Origin of the sequence: Chryseolinea soli (assembly GCF_003589925.1) — a bacterium.
GTDB classification, from domain to species: domain Bacteria; phylum Bacteroidota; class Bacteroidia; order Cytophagales; family Cyclobacteriaceae; genus Chryseolinea; species Chryseolinea soli.
In genome coordinates this window covers 696,385-718,031 of the sequence record NZ_CP032382.1, presented here as the reverse complement: position 1 = coordinate 718,031, position 21,647 = coordinate 696,385, and the positions used below count along the sequence as shown (strand labels likewise).

The window sequence follows — 21,647 nt, the reverse complement described above, 5'->3', positions numbered from 1 at the left end:
TCTGCACGTCTTCTCTCATAGCACACAACAGGCCAGGAACCCCCAAAGCGACCAGAAATAATCATTGTAATAGTAAATAATAGACTATCCATCCGGCCAAAGCCAGTGCCACAAACGATTTCACTGTAATAAACGGCTTCAGCGCCACGCGAAGCTTTTCCAGGGCAATGCCCATTTGGTTCTCCACGGTTTTTGGCGAAAGCCGCAGCACGTCGGCGATCTCCTGGTATTTCATACCCTCCTGGCGATTGAGCATATAGATGGTCTTGCATTGGGGTGGAAGATTGTCGATGGCCAGGCGCACGTGGTGTTCCAGTTCCGTGAATTCCACGCGGTCGGTCCCGGGGTGGGCGTGGAGGGTGTCGTCGGTCACGTGGTCCCGCAGGCGAAGGATCTTTTTCTGGAATCGCAGGTGGTTATAGGCGGTGTGGGCGGTGGCTTTAAAGAGATAGTGTTTAATGGGGCCATCCAGGTCCAGGTGGTGGCGGCCGGTCCACAGTTTTGCAAAAACTTCCTGTACGATGTCTTTGGCAGCGTCTGGGTCGTTCACCAGGTTGTAGGCCATGTTGCAGAGTTCCCGATGGTGCTGCCGGAACAGGTCCTGAAAATTCTTTTCGGAGAAGTCTTGCATGAGGGTTCGGGTTGAGCGTTTACAGCCGGCAAATTTCCCAATCCTGGATAAGATTAGTTCAGATTTGGGAAAATCAGTTTTCTTTTGGTCTGGGTTGGGGGTTGAATAAAGCTGGCGTGCTATACCGTTGAACCCAAAAACCTAGACCATGAACGACCCTTGACTCAATCAACCGTACACGGTACAATTTTTGAACCTGTTTGTAGTGACAGGTGAGAAGGACGCCTGATTTTGATTAGAAGCCCAACCCTACCGGCCGCTAATTAAAAAGAAACCCAAATGAAACAACTCATTCGTAAACGAGACTTGATAACGCTGTTGGACGGCAGAGAGGCCAAAGTGCTTGAGCTGATCACGCAAATGCCGGCCAAAGTGTTTAAAGTGGAGATCACCGCCGACAAGCATGTCGAGTATTTGGATGAATCGAAGCTTAAGTTGAAAAAACAACACTTGATCAACAAGTGGAGAGACATGATCCGTTAGCCTTTAGCAGTATGTTGCACTCCGATCCTTAACCCGGACGAATGTAACATCGTGGTAGCCCCGCACGGTTTTCCGTCGCGGGGCTTTTTTATGAATACTGGAAAAGAGAAGGTCACAAAAAAGGCACAGAAAAATCACGTTACGCAAAAACACTTTTGCGTTAACCTTGTTTCGCTATGCCTTTACAAATAAAATATACGGCGAGCGGTAGCCAGCTTACTTCTGCAACACCAGCCAGCTCAACGCGTCATTATAAGAATTAAAAGATTTTACAATACCGGAGGAAGGCATGGCCTTCTTTGCCGATAGTTCAGAGAAGATGTTCGGAGAAAAGATCCACGCAAAATGTTTGAGACCGTTCTCGATCATTTGCGGGAACCACACCGTAGCCGTCCATTCGGCCGCTTCTTGCCAAGGCCCGGTCACTTGCGAGTTGTCATTCAATACCTTGCTTACTTTCTTTTGCTTGAGCAAGTCCAGGATGATGAAACCGGATTTCATGATCGACTCCTTGTTCTGGAATCCAAGCCAGTTACAGTAGAGATACTTGTGCTCTGGATCGTAACTGATTTCAAGATTCTTTTGTTTGGATAATGACTGCATAATTTTGGGTTTGGGTTGCGGCTAATAACATAATGGCCAAATGATGAAAGAAAGTAATGAAGATAGCCGATGTAATACAAACATCAAAAGCATGCTTCAAAAAATTGATGCTTGGACTGGGATGGACGAGTGCAGGGAAAAGGGTGCCGGCCTCCCGGCGGTGAGATCAAAACACCACCACATCGATTTCAAACGATGAGGCATTTTCGGGAACGGCAACATGACAGCTGTATCCTGGGATAGCGTGGCGATGCCACACGCCTGTATGAATGGAAGCATTAGCTGTGATAACACCTACCGTATCCAACACCGTCACCTGTGTCAGGGGAACCTGTAGCCCGAGACCATGCATCTTGAGCAGGCTTTCTTTCTTTGTCCACAAGGAAAAGAAAGATTCGATCTTGTTGTGATCTTTCATAATGAAGGACCACTCATGCTCCGTGAAGCTGGATTGATATTCCTCCAACGGCACATCGCGTATCTTTTCAACATCAACGCCCACAGGGCCCTCATCCGAAACCAGACAAATCACCACGTCGAACGAATGCGCGATAGAAAAATCCAACGGCAAGGAGAGACGGGGCTTGCCATGATCATCGGGAGTAAGGTGTAACTTTTCGAGGGAAACTTCTTTTTTTTCCAGTAGACGCTGCAGCAGCCATCTTCCGATCAGACTGTTAAGTAACTCACTTTCAAATACGTATTTCGTAGCAGGCAACAACGCGGGCGCGATTTTCTTTTTAAGCGTTTGAAGGCCTGGTGTTTCTGAAAAGCCTCTTTTGTCATAGCGTGCGCCGGTGATCATAGAGAATGGTGCGTTGGGTTATGCAATGGTTTGGGATGGTCATTGATATACCCCTGATTCCGGGGAGTACATCCGAAAAACTACTTAGATCGCGCGCAATTTTCGAAAAAGGTTTTTGGGTAATGTTTCAACGGTTGTTCAAAAGTATGCAGGAATACTTCATACTACATTCGATTATTATTTCACGATAGCAATATTTTTTATGAAGACACCTCACAACAACCCACAATCCCCAGTTATGAAAGAACCCATCGCCATCGTCGGCATGTCGTGCCGTTTTCCCCAAGCCGAAACCTTGCAAGCTTTTTGGAAACTGCTCAGTGAAGGTAGGGATACCATTACAGAAATACCAAAGTCGCGCTGGAACAACGATGACTATTACGACTCCGACCCGCTCGCACAGGGCAAGTCACACCAACGTCACGCCTCCATGCTGGAGAATATCCACGACTTCGATCCGCTCTTCTTCAACATCTCGCCCGCGGAAGCTGCCGAGATGAACCCTTCCCAAAAGCTGATGCTGGAGTTGGTTTGGGAGGCTGTCGAGAACTCGACCATTCCCATGCAGTCCGTGCAAGGAAAGAAGGTGGGCGTGTATGTCGGCAACATCTGGAACGACTTCGAACATTTGCGCAAACACAAGAATGCCCCCGTCACGTCACACTCGGCGGTGGGACAATCCTCCAATATTATTGCTAACCGCGTATCGTTCGCGTTCGGCTTCACGGGACCCAGCCTGGTGATGGATACCGGTTGCTCTTCGTCGCTGGTAGCGCTTCACCTGGCGTGTCAAAGTCTGTGGGACGGCAGCACGGAGATGTCGTTTGCTGCGGGCATCAACCACATCCTCGACCCCGACCAAAACGTTCTGCTCGCCAAGTTCGGAGGCCTCTCCAAAAAAGGAAAGTGCAGCACCTTCGACGAGGCCGCCGATGGCTTCGTGCGCGGCGAAGGCGCGGGCGTACTCTTTCTAAAACGACTCTCGGATGCCGAGCGCGATGGCGACACGATCTATGCCGTTGTCAAAGGTTCGGCCATGAACAACAACGGCTACAACGTCAACCTCCCCGCGACCAGCACGGAAGGCCAAAAGCAAGTATTGCGCGAAGCCTATGCAGGCTCGGGCATTGCACCCAAAGACGTGCATTACGTAGAAGCCCACGGCACAGGAACCAAATTGGGTGATCCCACGGAGACGCGCGCGCTGGGAGAATTTTTTGGCCAGGGTCGCACCACCAAACTTCGCGTGGGCTCTGTGAAAACAAACATCGGCCACCTGGAAGCCGCGGCCGGCATGGCAGGCCTGATCAAGGTAGTGCTCGCGATCCGGCATAAAATGCTCCCCCCAAGTCTCAACTTTAAGAATCCCAACCCAGCCATCGCTTTTGAAGAATTAAAAATTCAAGTGCAAAATGAACTGGGCCAATGGCCGACCGGCCACGGCGAAAAGTTAAGAGCCGGTATCAACTCCTTTGGTTGGGGTGGTACCAACGCGCATACCGTCATTGAAGAATACAGGCCGATCGTGGTGCAGTCGGCACCCACGCACAGTGTCACAAACCGCTATGCGCTGCCGTTGTCGGCCCGCTCGCAAAAAGCATTGAAATCCTATGCAAAGGAATATGCCGACCGCATCAAGGCGGGTAACGAAGAAGCATTCGCGAATCTTTCGGTGGCTACGGCTTTGCTGAAACCGGGCTTCGACTTCCGCGTTCTGCACACGGGCACCAACAAAGAAGCGGTGTTGAACAGCCTTGAAGATTTTCTGAAAGATGAACAAGAATTGACCCCGGCAGCACCGTTGTCGGCGCGCGAGAAAGTTGTTTTTGTATTTCCAGGTCAGGGATCACAATGGCTTGGCATGGGCAGAGAACTGATGCAAAAGGAAACGGTTTTCCGCAAGGCCATCGAAGCCTGCGACAAGGCCTATCGTCCGTATACAGACTGGTCGTTGCTGGAGCAACTTCAATCAACGGACAACACCGGTCGGTGGAACGAGATCAACGTCATTCAACCGGCCATCTGTGCGATTCAAATTGCGCTGGCCAAATTGTGGATGGCTTGGGGCGTTCGCCCGCAGGCTGTGGTTGGTCACAGTATGGGGGAGGTGGCGGCCGCGCACATTGCAGGAACCATCAGCCTGGAAGATGCAGCCAACATCATTTGCACACGCAGCAAATTAATGAAGCGCGTCAGCGGCCAAGGCGGTGCCATGGCCGTAACTGAACTGGATCAAAACGCTGCTGCAGAAATGATCAAGCGCTACCCCGGCCTTTCGGTAGCCGTATCCAACAGTCCGAAGTCTACGGTAGTCGCAGGAGACAAACAGGCGATCGATCAACTCCTGCAAGAATTGGAAAGCAAAGGTCTCTTCGGCCGGTTGGTTAAGGTGGATGTAGCCTCTCATAGCCAGCAGATGGATCCTTTGAAGGAAGACCTTCGTCTTGCCCTGCAAGGCATCACGCCGCGCGAGGGCGAGATCGCATTGTACTCTACGGTACAGGCACGACAAATGGAGGGCAGGGAGATGAATGCTGAATATTGGGTGAGCAATCTCCGGAACACCGTTCAGTTCTCGACCATCATGCAACAACTGATGGACCGCCAGCACGTCGTGTTCATTGAAGTGAGCCCGCACCCCGTGCTGACCAATGCGGTCAACGAATGTGCGGAAGCTGGGAAAATGAAAGTCATCACCGTGCCCTCGCTTTTCCGCGAGAAGCCGGAACAGGAATCACTCCTCAAAAACCTGGGAGATCTTTATGCCAAAGGGTTCGATGTGTGCTGGAAAGATTTTTACGGTATCGCCAAGGCACCCATCGTTTCCCTTCCGGCTTATCCGTTTCAACGGGAGACCTATGCGCTGGAAGACCGCTCGGCCGAACAACGCGATAAAAGCACCGGCCTGCGTTTCCCTTTGCTGGGACAATCCCTCACACTCGCCGGCCTGGATGAAGTGCGCTACTGGGAATCGCAGATCGGGCTCGGTAAATATCCCTATCTCGCCGATCACCAGGTAAATGCAACGCCTGTATTTCCTGGTGCCGGCTACGTGGAGATCATCCTGGAGGCAGCCCTGGAAATTCATGGGGCAGGTGTGCCGATCATCCGGAAGCTCAACTTCATTCAATCTATCAACCTGGCGGAGGGTGAACTCAAGCGCGTGCAGTTGCGCATGGTGGAAAACGAGAACGGTCGCAATGATTTTAAATTCTTCGCCCGCGGCAATGCAGAAGATAAGTCAGGATGGACATTGTTGGCGGAAGGCGTGCTGACCATGTACACCGGTTCACTCACGCATACCGATCGGTTTATCAACACGACATCGGCGGCGGTTTCTTCTGTCGATACAAAGGAATATTACCAATCGTTGCAAGGTCTTGGATTGCAGTATGGAAAACATTTTCAGGGACTCCAAACCTTGTCGATGGAGCGCCGTGGTGCCAATACGTATGTGTCCTTTGAAGTGCAGCCCGAAGAAAGCATTCGTCAGAACGCAAACCGCTATGCACTGCACCCGGCTTTGCTCGACGCTTGCTTCCAACCGCTGTTCCTCACCATCGCGCAGCAACCCGACGCATCGTCCGATCGAACCACCTTCCTCACATCGGTGGACGAAGTGCAGTTGCTTGGAAAAATAGACTATTCGCAACCGGTTCGCGGTGAAGCCCGGCTCTACCCGGCGCGCACCGACAGCGAACGGGGAACGATCACCGTGAAAGCCGACCTCATCATTTTCGGCGCCCACGACAACGTGGTGTTGAAAGTTTCGGGATTGCAAGGCAAGATCCTTGACGCCGACCTCATCCGTCGCGAAAGTGAAAAGATCAAGAGTTGGTTGTATGATGTCGAGTGGAACGAGCGTGCTGTGGCAGAAAAGAACAACGTCAAATCAGAACTGCAAACGTGGCTGTTGTTCGGCGATGTTTATGGACTGAGTGGCATCCTCCTGGAGAAAATGGAAGCCGCCGGCATCCGGTTTATCCACGTCACACCCGATCGGGAATTTGGCAGAGTGGAGGATGGTTCCGGCCTGCTGCAATACAAACTCGACTATGCAGACAAGGACGGTTATGCACGACTGGCCAAAGACCTGGCGCACCATGTGCCGGTTTTGGATGGCGTGTTGCACATGGGCGGACTCTACTACCCCTCCAGCGAGCGGGAGCTGACGTCCAATGAAATGGAAGGGGAACAAGTATATGGCAGCATCAGCGTGTTGTATGCCCTCCAGGAAGTGATGGCGCGTCAAACATCAAAGGCGCCGAAGCTGGCAGTAGTCACCAACGGTATGCAAGTCGTCGGATCTGACAAACATCAGCCCCAGGTAGTTCATGCAGCGTTGTCGGGACTGCTGCGCGTGGTGAGCAATGAGTTACCCCAGTATGAAGCCAAGCGCTACGACCTTAGCTTCAATCCCATGATGGAAGAGTTGGATCAGGTTGTTCAAATGATCCAGGAATCCGACGTCGCCGATCGCGAGATCACGTTGCGCGGCCGGATGCAATTCACACCCCGGTTGAAAGCATTGTCCAATACGGAAACAGCAGCCAAGGCGTTGCAAGCCCGCTATTCGGATCAGGCCACCTACCTGGTGACCGGTTTCAGAGGCCTGGGATTTGTTTTCATCGAATGGATGATCCGTCGTGGTGCCCGCAACTTCGCACTCCTGAGCCGCACGGGTAAAGCCCCCGATAGTGTCCTGACAAAGATCCTGGCGTATGAGTCGCAAGGATGTCGCTTCACGACCTTCCAGGCCGATGCGAGCCATGCAGACCAATTGCAAAACGTGTTGGAAAAAATTCAAAGCTCTATGCCACCCTTGAAAGGGGTGATCCACGCCGCCGGTGTGATCGAAGCAAAGTCCATCGACAAGATCTCGGAGATTGAATTCATGGAAACGCTGGCGCCGAAATTGAAAGGAGCCTGGAATCTCCACCTGCTCACCCAACACCTCACCCTGGATTGTTTCGTCCTGTTCTCATCAGCCTCTTCGCTAATCGGGCTCAGCGGACAAGCCAGCTACGTGGCGGCCAACAGTTTCCTGGATGTGCTGGCCCATCGCCGTAAACAAAAAGGACTCACGGCGCAAAGCATCAACTGGGGCGTGATCAAAGACGTGGGCATGGTTGCCAATGAAAGCGAGTTGGAAAAATATGCACGTGCCGAAGGCTTCGAACCCATCGTGATGAAAGAGGCGATGGACGTATACGATACCATCGCCATGCAAGACTTCACGCAGATCGGCATCATGAAAATTGACGCGACGCAAATGGGCTCTTATTATTCGGCCATGTCCCGTACGCATTATTTCAAAGGCTTGTTGACGATCGACAAAACGACCGCGGATGAAAAAGAGGTCAGCTTCCTGGATACCTTTGCCGGCCTGACAGACGCCCGTGAACGCAAAGAGGCGTTGGAACAACTCATCACCCGCCATGTCAGCAAGATCATCAAAATGCCGGTTGCACGCATCAACGCTTCCATGACCTTTAAGGGTTTGGGTGTGGATTCGCTCATGGCCATTCAGCTGCGGAATCTATTAGAGAAAAGTGTCGACCTGAAGCTTTCCGTGGCGATGTTCTGGTCGCATCCCAGCATTCGCGAATATGCGGTCTATCTCTTTGATAATCTTCGCCCGCAAACGGCAGAACAAAGACTTATCATTGCCCTGGAAAAACAGGACGCCGCCGCCGAAGCTACCGTGGACAACCGTTGGTTTGTGACCACAAAAGTAAACGACAAGGCCATACGCCGACTCTTCTGTTTTCACGACGCCGGCGGAAATGCTTCCCTCTATCATGATTGGGAAAATCGCCTGGGCGATGGCGTGGAGGTTGTGTTGGTGGAGCTTCCGGGTCGTGGCACACGTTGGGCCGAACAGCCGTATCGCAAACTGGAAGACCTGTTGAAAGACATGATGCCCATATTGCTCGACAAAATGGATAAACCATTCTCATTCTTTGGTCACAGTATGGGAGGTCTCATCGCGTTCGAAGTGATCCGTTCCCTGCGGCGCATGAACAAGGCCTTGCCGGACAAGCTATTCGTGTCGTCCACCCCAAGCCTGTTCTCTTATGACAAAGGGCAAGTTGACCATCAACTTTCCGACGAAGACCTGACGGCCATGTTCCCCCATGTGTCGATCGAGAACAGCAAGGACGCCGAACTTCAACAGATCCTCATGCGCATATTGCGTGCCGACCTGGAGTTGTTGAACAACTATCAATACACGGCGGAAGAACCGATCCCGGTTTCTATTGTTGGATTCCATGGCAAAGAAGATGCACGCGTCACCCGTCAGCAGGTGGAACAGTGGCAGAACGAGACCACAAAATCTTTCCAACTGGTTTCCCGTCCCGGCGGACACCGTTACATTGAACATGAAGCGGCGTTTGTGACGGCGACGATCCTGGATGCCATTGGCGATGAGGAGGCGGTATTGTCCGTTAACCAACCTTCTTGATGCCTATGAAAGCCTCCGTAAAAGATAAAGTCGTGGGCACATGGAAATTGGTTTCCTGGACCTATGTGAATGAAAAAAATGAATTGATCGATTATTTCGGGAAAGATGCCACCGGCATTTTGATGTACGACACAGCGGGGAACATGAACGCCCAATTGATGAAAGCGGGCCGTGTGCCTTTTGCCTCCGACTCCATCAACAGTGGCACGGCGGAAGAATCGAAACATGCCTTTCACAGTTACCTCGCCTATTTTGGAAAGTACTATGAACGCGCTCCCGGAGAGATCATTCACTTTGTAGAGGGGAGTTTATTTCCGAATTGGATGGGTATGGAGCAACTGCGCTATGCCGTGCTCACCGGCAACGTCCTGCAGGTGAGCACGCCACCTGTACCAACCCAAACCGGCGAAACGGTGTTCACCGTAACCTGGGAGCGAGTGGTCTGACTCTAGGTGGCAGGTGTTGCGTTCAACGCGATCATGAATTCGGTTCCTTTTCCAGGCTCGCTGGTCACACGGATGTCGGCTTGATGCAGTTGAAGGATTTGTTTGGTGATGGCCAGCCCGATGCCGGAGCCATGCTTGCGCGTGGTGTAAAAAGGAATAAAGATCTTTTCCAGGGTGAGTTCATCCATACCCTCGCCGTTGTCGAGAATGTGAATGATGGTGCTCCCGTTCGGGTGGCGTGACGTGTTGATTTCAATGCGTGGACCGGGTGTGGACGCCAAAGCGTCAACCGCATTAAGAATAAGGTTGATCAGCACATGCTCCATCATTTCCGGGTCTGCGAAAATGGTTAAGTCAACGGCAGAGGTTTGCAGGACAATGTTATGTTCCTGAAGCTTGGTTTGTAGCAACAGGTGTACGCGTTCAACGATGTCTTTCAGATTCGTTTTTCGAGGCGCGTGTTTGGGGATACCGGTCAGTTTTCGATACGTCTGTGTGAAATTGTAAAGGCCTTCGCTTCGTATTTTGATGGCCTCCAATCCTTTGTCGAGGGAGCCATAAAGCGATGTGTGATCGTCGCCAAACGCAGGTTGGTTTGCGGTAACCATACCGTGGAGGGTGGCGCTCAGGGACGTGATGGGCGACACGGAGTTCATGATCTCGTGACCCAGCACCCGGATCAGTTTCTGCCACGCTTCCACTTCGCGCGCATCGAGTTCGCTGCGGATGTCTTGCATGGAGATCAGTTTATAGTAGCGGCCCTGCAGTTTGAACTCGGAGGCATGGATAGACAACTGCAATACGTCGTTTTGTACACGGAGTTTTTCCAACCGCGTTTCCCCCGAGCGTATCTCCCGCAAAGTCTTGACAAAATGTTCGCCGAATACTTCCAGTGCTTTCAGGTTGGGAAGAATGCTTTTCTGAAGCATATTTTTTAACGACGGGTTCGCCAGGTGGATCTTCCCCTCTTCGTCGATGCTGAGAATGCTCACGCGGACGTGTTCCACCAGCATTTCCAAATAGCGATACTGCGTTTCTTTTTCCGTGCTGATCTTTTTAAAGGCTTCGGAGATAGCGTTCAATATAGTGTAAAGCTCATCCAAACGTTTGCCTCTTCCTGTTGATTGAAAATGCGTTGTGAAATCCTTCTGCATCAGGCTCACCATAAACACCTTCATATCGCGGTTGAAACGGTCGACATACCAAATGAATTCCCCCACCACGATGCAGACAGCGGCGGCTAGGTAAACGCTGCGGAGGTATCGCTCATGCACCACGCACCACGCCAGCAACCCGATGCTCACCACCAGCAAGAGCACTCTGAAAATAACGTTGATGCGGAAATTTTTAAATACCATACGTTTCCATTCTCCGGTAAAGCGCCCCGCGTGAAAGCCCTAGTTCTTCTGCGGCGTGACTGATGTTTCCCTGGTGTTTGGCAATGACCTTGCGAATGGCCCACGCTTCCAGTTGCTCGAGGTTGAGGTGGTCGAACCTGAATTCACCCGACGGGGTTTGCTGCACCGATCCGAAATCGTCGGGCATCAATGCTTCGCCTTCACACATGATGACGGCCCGCTCCACGGCATGTTGAAGTTCGCGAATGTTTCCGGGCCACCGGTAGCCACCCAGTTGTGACAGGGCCTCTGCTGAAATTTTAAGATAAGGCTTTTGATATTTTGATGCGAATTTTTTCAGGAAGTGTTGCGCCAGCAGGGGAATATCTTCAGGCCGGTCGTGCAGGGTTGGGACGGTGAGCTCTACGGTGTTGATGCGGTACAAAAGATCCTCCCTGAATTTTCCCGCCTCTACCATCGCATGCAGGTTGCAATTGGTGGCACAAATGATGCGAACGTCCAGGTCGATGGGATCGTGCGTTCCCAGGCGGGTCACTTTTTTGCTTTGCAGCACCGTGAGCAGTTTGGCCTGAAGCGACAAGGGAAGGTTCCCGATCTCGTCCAGCAACAACGTGCCCCCGGCCGCCGCTTCGAACCGGCCGACGCGATCTTCTTTGGCGTCGGTGAATGCACCCTTGCGATGACCGAACATTTCGCTTTCAAAGAGATTTTCACTCAAGGCCCCCACATCCACCGTCATGAAGATGCCTTCGGCGCGCTGAGACTTCTCATGGATCTCGCGGGCGATCACTTCTTTCCCCGTGCCGTTCTGGCCTAGGATGAGCACTTCCGCCTCGGTGGGTGCCACTTTCTCGATCGTCTTGCGAATGGCCATGATGCCGGAAGATGTGCCCACCAGTGGCTCGTTCTTTTGACGTAGCGCCGACACCAGCGAGCGTTGCTGTGAGCGCAGCTGTTTTACTTTATTTTTTTCCTGGCTCACGAGGTTGGCGGTTTTCACGGTGGTGAGCAGTTTTTCATTTTGCCAAGGTTTGACAATAAAATCCAGCGCGCCTTCCTTGATAGAATCCACGGCAAGCTGAATATCGCCATAGGCGGTAAGGAGGATCACTTGCGTGTCGGGGTGCCGGCTGAGGATTTTCTTGAGCCAGAAACGTCCCTGGTTGCCGGTTGTGTCGCCGCTTCTGAAATTCATGTCGAGCACCACGACATCAAATCCCTCGTGGTCAATTAATGCGGGGATGCGCTCGGGGTTGTTCACGGTCTTCACCACGGCGAAGTGCGGCTCCAGCAACATTTTCACCGAAAGCAGCACAAACTCATCATCGTCTACCAACAAAATACGGCCCAGGGGTTTACTCATTTTCTGACGCTACATTTATAAAAGAGAATTTAAAGCTATCCATCGGCCATCGAAAAACCATAAAAAGTGCCCAATATTGGACAGTGACTTTTCTACGGATGGGCAGTTTTGGATGGGGAACGTCAAAAAAATGGCTTTCCAGCCTGGAAATGGGCTTTCGCATTGTGGCACAAGCCCTGCCATAGGAAGGAGCGAGCAACCTAATTTAACTGGATCGAGCATCATGATACTACACTATTTACTCCTCGTCTTTCGGAATTTTAAACGCTTCAAGAGTACGTTTCTCATTAACCTGATCGGATTGTCCACCGGGTTGACTTGCGCGGTGTTGATCTTTCTTTGGGTGAACGATGAACTGTCTGTCGATACATTTCACAAAAACGATGCGCGTCTCTTTTCGGTGATGACCTATAAAAAGTTAACCGAGGGCATCGACACGTCTCCCTCCACGCCGGCGATACTTCGCGAGGCATTGATCGCGGAGGTTCCGGAATTTGAAAATGTGGCCACCTCGGTTGGTTTCAATGAGCCCTACGAGTTTTCGGTTTCCGTGGAAGACAAGCACGTGAGTGCCGTGGGTCAGATGATCAGTGAGGATTATTTCAAAGTGTTCTCCTATACTTTCCTGCAGGGCGATCCTGCCAACGTGCTGACCGACAAAGGTTCGATCGTCATTTCGGAAACCCTGGCAAAGAAATTTTTCAATACCACCCGCAATGTCGTGGGAAAGGTGGTGTCGTGGGAGGTGTTGAACATCAAGAAACAATTTGTGATCACGGGTATCTTTAAAGAGCTTCCCGCCTCGGCTTCCGACCGGTTTGACTTTGCTTTGTCGTTCGAAGTATATAAGGAAATTGTGGGGAAGGATGCGTTGACGTATGGAAATTTTGGAACAAACACCTATGCCGTATTGAAAGAGGGTGTGCGTCCAGCCGACGTCGACGCGAAGATCGCGGATTTTATAAAACGAAAAGATCCCTCGTCGCACGTGACCTTGTTTTTGCAGCGCTACTCCGACCGCTATCTGCATGGGCACTACGAGAACGGCGTGCAAGCCGGCGGTAGGATTGAATACGTCCGGTTGTTCTCCCTGATTGCCATTTTCATTCTCATCATCGCCTGCATCAACTTCATGAACTTGTCGACGGCCAAAGCCACGACCCGCATCAAAGAAGTGGGCATCAAAAAAGCGATCGGTGCGGGAAGGAGAACGTTGGTTGCGCAGCACCTCGTGGAATCGCTGTTGATGGCGTTCTTGTCGTTGGCCGTGGCCGTGTTGCTGGTAGATCTTTTACTTCCGCTGTTCAATGACGTCACCGGCAAACAGTTGACGCTGAACTTTACCGGTCGCTTTGCGCTGGCTTTGGTTGGGATTGCCACAGCGACCGGGTTGCTCGCGGGCAGTTATCCTGCCCTGTACCTTTCGGGATTCAACCCCGCGTTGGTATTGAAGGGGCGGTTCGTCAACTCGGCCAACGAAATGTGGGCGCGAAAGGGACTGGTGGTGTTTCAATTTGCGCTGTCCATCGTCTTCATTGTTTCGGTGATGGTGGTGTACAAACAAATCGAGTACGTTCAAAACAAAAATATAGGCTTCGACAAAGACAACATCGTCTACTTCAAGCCCAGTGGAAAAGTGGGCGAAAGCCTGGAAACGTTCCTGGCAGAGGTGAGACGGATGCCGGGAGTGATCAATGCGTCCAGCAGCGCTCATGCGATGGTGCGAGCTGAAAACAGCACGACCGGGATGGAGTGGGAGGGAAAAAATCCCTCGGACATCATACCCTTTGAAAATGTCGGCGTCAACTACGAGATGATCGAGACCTTGGGTGTGCAGATGCTTGCCGGGCGCACGTTCTCCAACCGCTTTGGCGACGAGCAATCGAAGATCATCTTCAACGAAGCGGCCATCGACGTGATGGGCCTGAAAGACCCCGTGGGAAAAGAGATCACGATGTGGGGCAAAAAAATGCAGATCATCGGTGTGGTCAAGAATTTCCACTTTCAATCACTGCACGAAAATGTGAAGCCACTTTTCTTTCGATACGTTCCCGACGAAACCCTGCACGTGATGGTGAAGATCGAAGGGGGCAAGACAAAAGAAACATTGGAGCGCCTCGGTCGATTCTACACGACCTTCAATCCCGGCTTCACTTTCGACTATAAATTCCTTGACCAGGACTACCAGGCGCAATACGTGGCGGAAAAACGCGTAGCAATTTTGTCGCGCTATTTCGCGGCGCTCGCCATCATCATTTCATGCCTGGGCCTGTTTGGACTGGCGGCTTTCACCGCCGAGCGCCGTTTGAAAGAGATGGGTATTCGCAAGGTGTTGGGCTCCAGCGAAGCGGGCATTGTCTACCTGTTGACAAAAGATTTCACCCGCATCGTGTTGGTGTCGATCGCGATCGGTTTGCCCGTAAGCTATTTCATCGTGCGCTACTGGCTCGATACGTTTGTGTTCAAGATCGATCTGTCCGTCTGGTACTTTGTCGGTGCGGGCGGTCTGTCTTTGATGATCGCCTGGCTGACGGTAAGCACGCAGGCGTTTAAGGCGGCCCGGATCAATCCATCGAAATGTTTGAAGGAGCAATGACCGTTAATCCCGGGTACAATAAGCACCCTGAATCAAATAATTGCTAAATAAAATTAATCAGACCGAATCACTATGATAAAGCATAATCTCCTTTTGCTCTTCCGCAATTTTCTTCGGTTCAAAACGACCTTTTTTATCAACCTCGCCGGACTCACTGCCGGCCTGGCGTGCTCGTTGCTCATTTATTTTTGGGTGAACGACGAATTGGCGTTCGATCAATTTCACGAGAAAAAGGATCGGTTGTACCAGGTGATCGAGAATCGCATGAGGCCTAGTGGCATCTGGACAGCCTACACGACGTCGGGTCTTTTAGGCGAAACACTGTCAGGAGAAATGCCCGAGGTGGAGTATGCCATGAACACGTCTTCGGGTCAAGGTGCCACGCTCACGATAGGCGATAAGAATATGAAGGCGGAAGGTCGCTTCGTCGGAAAAGATTTTTTTAAAATGTTCTCCTTTTCCCTATTGCAAGGCGACGTCAACCAGGTCCTGCTCGACAAGAGTTCCCTGGTGATCAGTGACGAGTTGGCCCTAAAACTTTTCAACACGACCGATAATGTGGTGGGCCGGACCGTTGAATATGATCATCACGATTCGTACGTGATTTCGGGTGTGTTTAAGAAAGTGCCCCAGCAATCGTCTTTGCAGATGGATTTTTTAGGCTCCTTCGAAAAGTTCAAGGACGGAAAGGAATGGCTTCTGGATTGGGGCAACACGGGAACCTATGCTTTTGTGTTGCTCAAACCGGGCGCGGACGTGGCGGCTTTCAATGCAAAGTTTGCCAGCTATATCAGCATTAAAACAAAAGATGAAGATCGCTACCGCACGCCATTCCTGAAACTTTTTTCGAGAAACTACCTGCATGGTAACTATGAGAATGGCGTTGAAACGGGTGGAAGGATCACCTACGTAAAACTGTTTTCCATCATTGCAGCCTTTATCCTGGTCATCGCCTCCATCAATTTTATGAACTTGTCTACCGCCAAAGCTTCACGACGCATGAAGGAGGTGGGTATCAAAAAAGCCGTTGGCGCTGGACGCAAAACACTTGTTATTCAATACCTCGGCGAATCGTTATTCATGAGCTTGCTCTCCCTGGTGCTGGCCATTCTCATCGCGGATCTGTTGTTGCCGAAATTCAATGAGATCACGAGTAAACACATTGCGCTTCACCTCGATGCCGTCACGGGATTGCAGTTGATGGCGATCACGACGATCACGGGTTTGCTGGCGGGGAGTTATCCTGCGGTATACCTTTCGGGGTTCAACCCGGCCACGGTACTGAAAGGTCAATTCAGCGCTTCATGGGGCGAGCAATGGGCGCGGAAAGGATTGGTGATCTTTCAGTTTACAATCTCCATCATCTTTATTGTTTCGGTGGTGGTGGTCTATAAACAAATCGAATTCGTGCAATCGCGCGATCTTGGATATGACAAAGAGAACGTGATTTTTGTGCGTCGCGAAGGAAATATTTGGACCGACGCCTCTCTGGAAACTTTTCTGTCGGAAATAAAAGCGATCCCCGGCGTGGTGAACGCGTCGAGCCTCGGTCACAATCTTATGGGGCACAACAGCGGCACCTCCGGCGTAGAGTGGCCCGGAAAAGATTTGAAAGATAAAACCGAGTTCGAGAACATGAGCGTTAATCATGACCTGATGGAAACGATGGGCATAGAATTGAAAGAGGGCCGGGCTTTTTCCAAAGATTTTTCCGATACGGCGCGAATCATTTTCAACGAAGCCGCCATCCGCTTTATGGGCATGGAGGATCCGATTGGGAAGGTGGTGAAGTTATGGGGCGATAATATGGAGATCATCGGCGTGGTAAAGGATTTTAATTTCGAGTCGTTGCATCAAAAGGTGAAGCCCTTGTTCTTGCGAATGTATGCGGGCAACACCTGGCACATCGTGATCAAACTGGCACGGGGACCGCAACACGAAACCATAAAGCGCATTGAAGATACCTTTCGCAAAGTCAATCCGGGGTTTATTTTCGAATACAGCTTTTTGGATGAGAACCAACAGGCACTCTATGCCGCTGAACGCCGCGTGGCCGTGTTGTCGCGCTATTTTGCCGGTTTGGCGGTGCTCATTTCATGCCTGGGGCTTTTTGGTTTGGTGTCGTTCACGGCCGAGCGCCGTTTGAAGGAAATTGGCATCCGGAAAGTCTTGGGGTCAAGTGTGTTTCGCATCGTGTTCCTGTTGTCGGGTGACTTCACCAAAACGGTGCTGATCTCCATCCTCGTGGCCTTGCCGTTGAGCTATTTCTTATCGCACTATTGGTTGGAAGGCTTTGCCTACAAAACGCCCTTGGAGTGGTGGTACTTTGTGGCGGCAGGCCTCATCGCTTTGTGCATCGCCTGGCTTACGGTGAGCGTGCAGGCTTTCAAAGCGGCCCGGGTCAATCCGGTCAAGTGTCTGAAGGAACAATAGACAGTGACCATCCTAACTTAACTGGCTTTCGACAAAAACAGACGACATTATGATAAGGCATGCCTTCCTCTTACTCTACCGGAACTTCAAGCGTTTCAAAAGCACTTTTTTCATCAACCTTATTGGATTGTCCGCAGGCCTGTCGTGCTCGCTATTCATCTATCTTTGGGTAAATGACGAGTGGCACGTAGACAAATTCAACGAACACGACGAGCACCTTTACCAGGTGCTGCAGAATTTCTACAACGAGGGTAACATCGGAACCGGGGAAGGCACACAAGGACTCCTGGCCCGCGCCTTGGCCGATGAGATGCCCGAAGTGGAATATGCCGCCTCGGTTGTTCCTGCCGATTGGTTTTCGGCGAAGGGCATCGTTTCTTTTGAAGGCAACAGTGTAAAGGCCGGCAGCCAGTACGTGAGCAAAGACTACTTCAAGATGTTCACGGTTCCTTTTAAAGAAGGTGACCAGAATCTTTTGTTTGTCGATAAATACGGGATGGCCATTTCCGAGCAATTGGCCATGAAGCTTTTTCAATCACCGGCGAATGCGATAGGCAAGATCGTGGATTGGACCGGAGATCAGTTCAAAGAGCCCGTTCACATCGTTGGCGTTTTTGAAGACCGACCGGCTAACGCGACCGATCAATTCGATATTTTATTCAACTACGAATTGTTCTTCTCGAACCGGGAGGGATTGCAATATTGGACGAACAGCGATCCCAGCACGTTCGTGTTATTGAAGAAGGGCACCGACCCCAAGGCGTTCAGCGCAAAAATTGCCGGGTTTATCAAAACGAAAAATAAAGAGACGAAGAATACGTTGCTGCTGCAACGCTACTCCGACCGCTATTTACATGGACGCTATGAAAACGGAGTGCCTGTCGGAGGGCGCATCGAATACGTCCGGTTGCTTTCCGTCATTGCCATTTTTATTCTGGTGATTGCCTGTATCAATTTCATGAATCTTTCCACGGCGAAGGCTTCACGGCGTATCAAGGAGATCGGCATCAAGAAGGCCGTTGGCGCGAGCCGCTACACGCTGGTATTGCAATACCTCAGCGAATCGATGTTCATGACATTTTTGTCGCTGGCGCTATCGATACTCTTGGTCGACATCGGCCTGCCGCAATTCAACGTCATCACCGGCAAACACCTTATCCTGCAATTAACGCCCAGCTTTATGCTGACGGTGTTGAGCATCACCTTCATCACCGGGCTGATTGCCGGCAGCTATCCGGCCTTATACCTTTCAGGATTCAAGCCTGCTGCCGTGCTGAAGGGAAAATTGAACAGCTCGCTGGGCGAACGTTGGGCACGCCAGGGACTGGTGGTGTTTCAATTCACGGCGTCGGTGATTCTCATTGTGACGGTGCTGGTGGTGTACAAACAGATCGACTATGTGCAGTCGAAAAATCTGGGCTACGACCGCGATAACGTTATACACTTCGAGATCCAGGTGAAGAACACCGGCGACCCGATGTTTTTTGAGATTGGAGGAACGCTGGACCATGCAGTGGCGTCATTCCTGAATCGCGTGCGAAGTCTCCCCAACGTGGTGAATGCGGCTAACTTTGATCACGATGTCGTTGGCCATCACGGCGGCCTTGGCGGCGTGGACTGGAAACCGGGTGACGAGGACAGTAAAAAAAGTTTTTCTAACCTCGAGGTGGGTTTTGATTTTATTGAAACGCTGGGCATTCAAATGAAAGAAGGCCGGTCGTATTCTAAAGAGCTCAGCGGCGAAAAGCAAAAGATCGTTCTCAACGAAGCCGCCATTGACATGATGGACCTGAAGGACCCTATCGGAAAGACCATTCGGGTTTGGGGTGAGGAGAAACAGATTATCGGGGTGACGAAAAATTTTCATTTCGAATCCCTTTTCGAGGAGATGAAGCCGTGTCTGATCCAACTGGAGCCAAGAGTTCCCCGAATCATGGTAAAAATGAAAAAAGGAACGGAGGCCGAAACACTCCCGCAGATCCAAAAGCTCTATCAGGAACAAAACCCTGGCCTGGCGTTCGACTATAGATTTCTTGACGACGACTACCAGGCGTTGTACGCCGCCGAGCAGCGTGTTTCTGTGCTGTCGCGTTGCTTCGCGGTGTTGGCCATTCTCATTTCTTGTCTGGGCCTCTTTGGCCTGGCCGCCTTCACGGCCGAGCGCCGGTTGAAAGAGATCGGCATCCGGAAGATCCTGGGCTCGAGCGAAATGGGTATCGTCTATTTGTTGTCGGGCGACTTTACAAAAATTGTGCTGGCGGCAGTCGTGATCGCTGTGCCCGTGAGCTATTTTATAGTCACCGTATGGTTGCAAAGCTTTGCCTATAAGATCGCTCTGAATGCCTGGTACTTTTTGATCCCGGGCATGGGTGCACTGATCATTACGTGGTTGACCGTGGGGAGTCAGGCCATCCGGGCTTCACGTGTCAGTCCAACCCAATCCTTGAAAGAAGAGTGATGCCTAACGCTTGTGCCGCGCGTCGATCTTAAAGAGTTTTCGCGACCCGTTTTCACCCTGTGATGAAATCGTTTTTTTTGAGAGACTACTGGTTCTTCAGCGATTCCTGTGTTTGTTGCGCCATACTCAAATGGTGCTCCAACACAGGCACCTTTCCCTGGGCCCAGGATTGCAAGTCTTTGTCGTTTCCTTTTTCTGCTTCTTTTTTGAATTCGTCAATGTCTTGCTTATGGTCTTTCACCATGAAGTCGGCATAGGCTTCGTCGAACTCCTTGCCCTTCATTTGCTGAAGTTCGTCATAACGTTTCTGATTTTTCTCACTTAGCGATTGCGGAAGCGTAATATTTTTTTGCGAAGCCAGGGCCGACAGTTCCTTGTTGGCCCCGCTGTGGTCGTCGATCATGCTTTGGCCGAATTTTTTCACCTCGGCAGACGACGCGTTGGTAAGGGCCAGGTTTCCCAATTGAATTTCCAGCAAGCCGCCGTCGGCGGCGGCAATGGCAAACTGCACATCATCTTCCACGCTGGTGGTATCGAACACGGCTTTGTTTTGCGCTTCCGCCACGTCCTTACTATCGGGCGGGGATTTCTTACAGGAGTTGATGCTAGCTACAACCACCAGGGTAAGGAACATCACGAACACTATGTTGATTTTCATATCCGTTGAATTTAAGGTGATGATTTGAAAGGATACCACCCGTTTTTATTCGAGCCAATATTAATCCCCGGTTCGATGGAAAAGCGCTCTCAACTCGTCCTTGGCTTTTTCGAGTTTTGCTTTTTTAGCGGGGGTTAGATTTTTTCCTGCCCGGTTGATGTAGAAGTTCAACATCGACATCGCGGATTGATAGGGCGTGCCTTTCCTGCGTTTGCTTTGCTGGGCCGACCGCTTCACCGACCGGGCGATCCGTTTAGGGTCCGACAAACGAAAAACATTTTTCCGGAGGTCCATGGCATCGCTGGTTTGGGTTACCTGCGCGGACCACTTGCGGGGTTTGCGTGGTCGGTGGTGCGGGGATGGGGTGGTGTTTTTTCTTTTGGTCAGCATAGCCGTTCCGGAGATGTTGTTTCTTTTGCGAAGACGCGAAAAAAATGCCAGTTCGTGCCCGTGTCGTTCTGGAATGTAACGCAGCTTTTTTATTGGATGGAACGAACCTGTTTTGCGACTTTGAGTATTCAAGTCAGCAAAAGAGGGAAAGAATTCCACAGTTTCGGTGTGGCTACACAGTTGCCCTTATGTATGTGGCGGGAGTGGAACTTGACTTTTTCGGATCAATGCCAACGCCTGCACCGGACTCAACCGCTTCAACGATTGATAGGTTTTGCCACGGGCAGCATTATACGCAACAAAAAATTGTTCGACCTGGGTGAGAAATGTTTTGCTGATATCGCTCAACGACTGAATATTCTCATACGACCGGCTGGCTACCGGCACAGCCCACACCCGATCGTTGCGCACCCATTTATTTCGATCGCGCTGCCGGGCAGTGACGGCTCCAACGACACGGCACTCCATCAGGCATCCGCTAATGGCCGGCGTTTCGCTCATGACCAACACGTCCAATGGATCTCCATCACCGGCCAGCGTATGGGGGATAAAACCGAAGTTGATCGGAAAGGTGAATCCCTCGGGCAGTTCGTGACGAACCACCAGGAGATCAACATTTTCCTCGTAAGCATATTTGAAGCGACTACCCTTGGGAGTTTCGATCACCACATGGATATGCTGATTAACAAAGGTGGGTATACGGGATAGGTTCATAGACGCGATGATGAGTCAACTGGGGATGGTCTTTCATTATTGGCACTGTCCTAACGCAACCCAGATCAGGATAAAAACGATGATGGTCCCCAGGCATCCGCCGCCGAGTTTTTTTGCGCCATAGCCGGCAATAAGTCCTCTCAATAAGTTATTCATAGGGCTCCGGGTTAAGTGAATTAAAGATATGCAAATCCCCGTGGCTTTCAATCTCATGCCAATGCATACGGAGCGAAGTGTGGACAT

General features: G+C 51.1%; 14 protein-coding genes. 6 read left to right on the top strand and 8 right to left on the bottom strand.

The genetic code is table 11. The features are described 5' to 3' along the window. Window positions 1-61 precede the first annotated feature (61 nt). Window positions 62-631: an RNA polymerase sigma-70 factor gene (locus D4L85_RS02855; RefSeq protein ID WP_119752903.1), complete on the bottom strand. Its 570-nt coding sequence runs from the start codon at window positions 629-631 to the stop codon at window positions 62-64. A 279-nt stretch (window positions 632-910) separates the two neighbouring features. Here D4L85_RS02855 and D4L85_RS02850 point away from each other — a divergent pair, with 279 nt between their 5' ends. After that, a complete protein-coding gene (locus D4L85_RS02850) occupies window positions 911-1,114 on the top strand; it encodes a hypothetical protein (RefSeq protein ID WP_119752902.1) in 204 nt (67 codons plus the stop codon). Between the two features lie 216 nt (window positions 1,115-1,330). Here the strand turns inward: D4L85_RS02850 and D4L85_RS02845 are convergent, their stop codons facing one another. After that, window positions 1,331-1,717 (bottom strand): hypothetical protein, encoded by a 387-nt coding sequence (locus tag D4L85_RS02845; protein ID WP_119752901.1) that lies wholly within the window; start codon window positions 1,715-1,717, stop codon window positions 1,331-1,333. 166 nt (window positions 1,718-1,883) lie between these two features. Then, window positions 1,884-2,522 (bottom strand): 4'-phosphopantetheinyl transferase family protein, encoded by a 639-nt coding sequence (locus tag D4L85_RS02840; RefSeq protein WP_119752900.1) that lies wholly within the window; start codon window positions 2,520-2,522, stop codon window positions 1,884-1,886. Between the two features lie 238 nt (window positions 2,523-2,760). On the opposite strand from D4L85_RS02840, the gene D4L85_RS02830 reads away from it, so the two are divergent. Together D4L85_RS02830 and D4L85_RS02825 are read left to right on the top strand one after the other, a co-directional pair. Further along, a complete protein-coding gene (locus D4L85_RS02830) occupies window positions 2,761-8,988 on the top strand; it encodes a type I polyketide synthase (protein WP_160143505.1) in 6,228 nt (2,075 codons plus the stop codon). 5 nt (window positions 8,989-8,993) lie between these two features. Then, window positions 8,994-9,434 (top strand): lipocalin-like domain-containing protein, encoded by a 441-nt coding sequence (locus D4L85_RS02825; protein WP_160143504.1) that lies wholly within the window; start codon window positions 8,994-8,996, stop codon window positions 9,432-9,434. A gap of 2 nt (window positions 9,435-9,436) precedes the next feature. Here the strand turns inward: D4L85_RS02825 and D4L85_RS02820 are convergent, their stop codons facing one another. After that, entirely contained in the window at window positions 9,437-10,792 is a 1,356-nt protein-coding gene (locus D4L85_RS02820) for a sensor histidine kinase (protein WP_119752896.1), read from the bottom strand. After that, window positions 10,782-12,155, bottom strand: a complete 1,374-nt coding sequence (locus tag D4L85_RS02815) for a sigma-54-dependent transcriptional regulator (protein ID WP_119752895.1) — start codon at window positions 12,153-12,155, stop codon at window positions 10,782-10,784. The genes D4L85_RS02820 and D4L85_RS02815 overlap by 11 nt, the downstream gene beginning before the upstream one ends. Before the next feature lie 223 nt (window positions 12,156-12,378). Between D4L85_RS02815 and D4L85_RS02810 the strand changes: the two genes are divergently transcribed. The 3 genes from D4L85_RS02810 (at window position 12,379) to D4L85_RS02800 (ending at window position 19,642) form a co-directional block, all read left to right on the top strand. Continuing rightward, window positions 12,379-14,751 (top strand): ABC transporter permease, encoded by a 2,373-nt coding sequence (locus D4L85_RS02810; RefSeq protein WP_119752894.1) that lies wholly within the window; start codon window positions 12,379-12,381, stop codon window positions 14,749-14,751. Window positions 14,752-14,823: 72 nt separating this feature from the next. Beyond that, window positions 14,824-17,184, top strand: a complete 2,361-nt coding sequence (locus D4L85_RS02805) for an ABC transporter permease (RefSeq protein WP_119752893.1) — start codon at window positions 14,824-14,826, stop codon at window positions 17,182-17,184. A 49-nt stretch (window positions 17,185-17,233) separates the two neighbouring features. Then, window positions 17,234-19,642, top strand: coding sequence for an ABC transporter permease (locus D4L85_RS02800; RefSeq protein WP_119752892.1), 2,409 nt, complete (start codon window positions 17,234-17,236; stop codon window positions 19,640-19,642). 85 nt (window positions 19,643-19,727) lie between these two features. Here D4L85_RS02800 and D4L85_RS02795 read toward each other — a convergent pair whose 3' ends face one another. The 3 genes from D4L85_RS02795 to D4L85_RS02785 form a co-directional block, all read right to left on the bottom strand. Continuing rightward, a complete protein-coding gene (locus D4L85_RS02795; protein WP_119752891.1) occupies window positions 19,728-20,300 on the bottom strand; it encodes a DUF4142 domain-containing protein in 573 nt (190 codons plus the stop codon). Window positions 20,301-20,360: 60 nt separating this feature from the next. Then, window positions 20,361-20,690 (bottom strand): DUF3175 domain-containing protein, encoded by a 330-nt coding sequence (locus tag D4L85_RS02790; protein WP_119758629.1) that lies wholly within the window; start codon window positions 20,688-20,690, stop codon window positions 20,361-20,363. A 186-nt stretch (window positions 20,691-20,876) separates the two neighbouring features. Continuing rightward, window positions 20,877-21,404, bottom strand: a complete 528-nt coding sequence (locus D4L85_RS02785) for an inorganic diphosphatase (RefSeq protein WP_119752890.1) — start codon at window positions 21,402-21,404, stop codon at window positions 20,877-20,879. Window positions 21,405-21,647 lie beyond the last annotated feature (243 nt).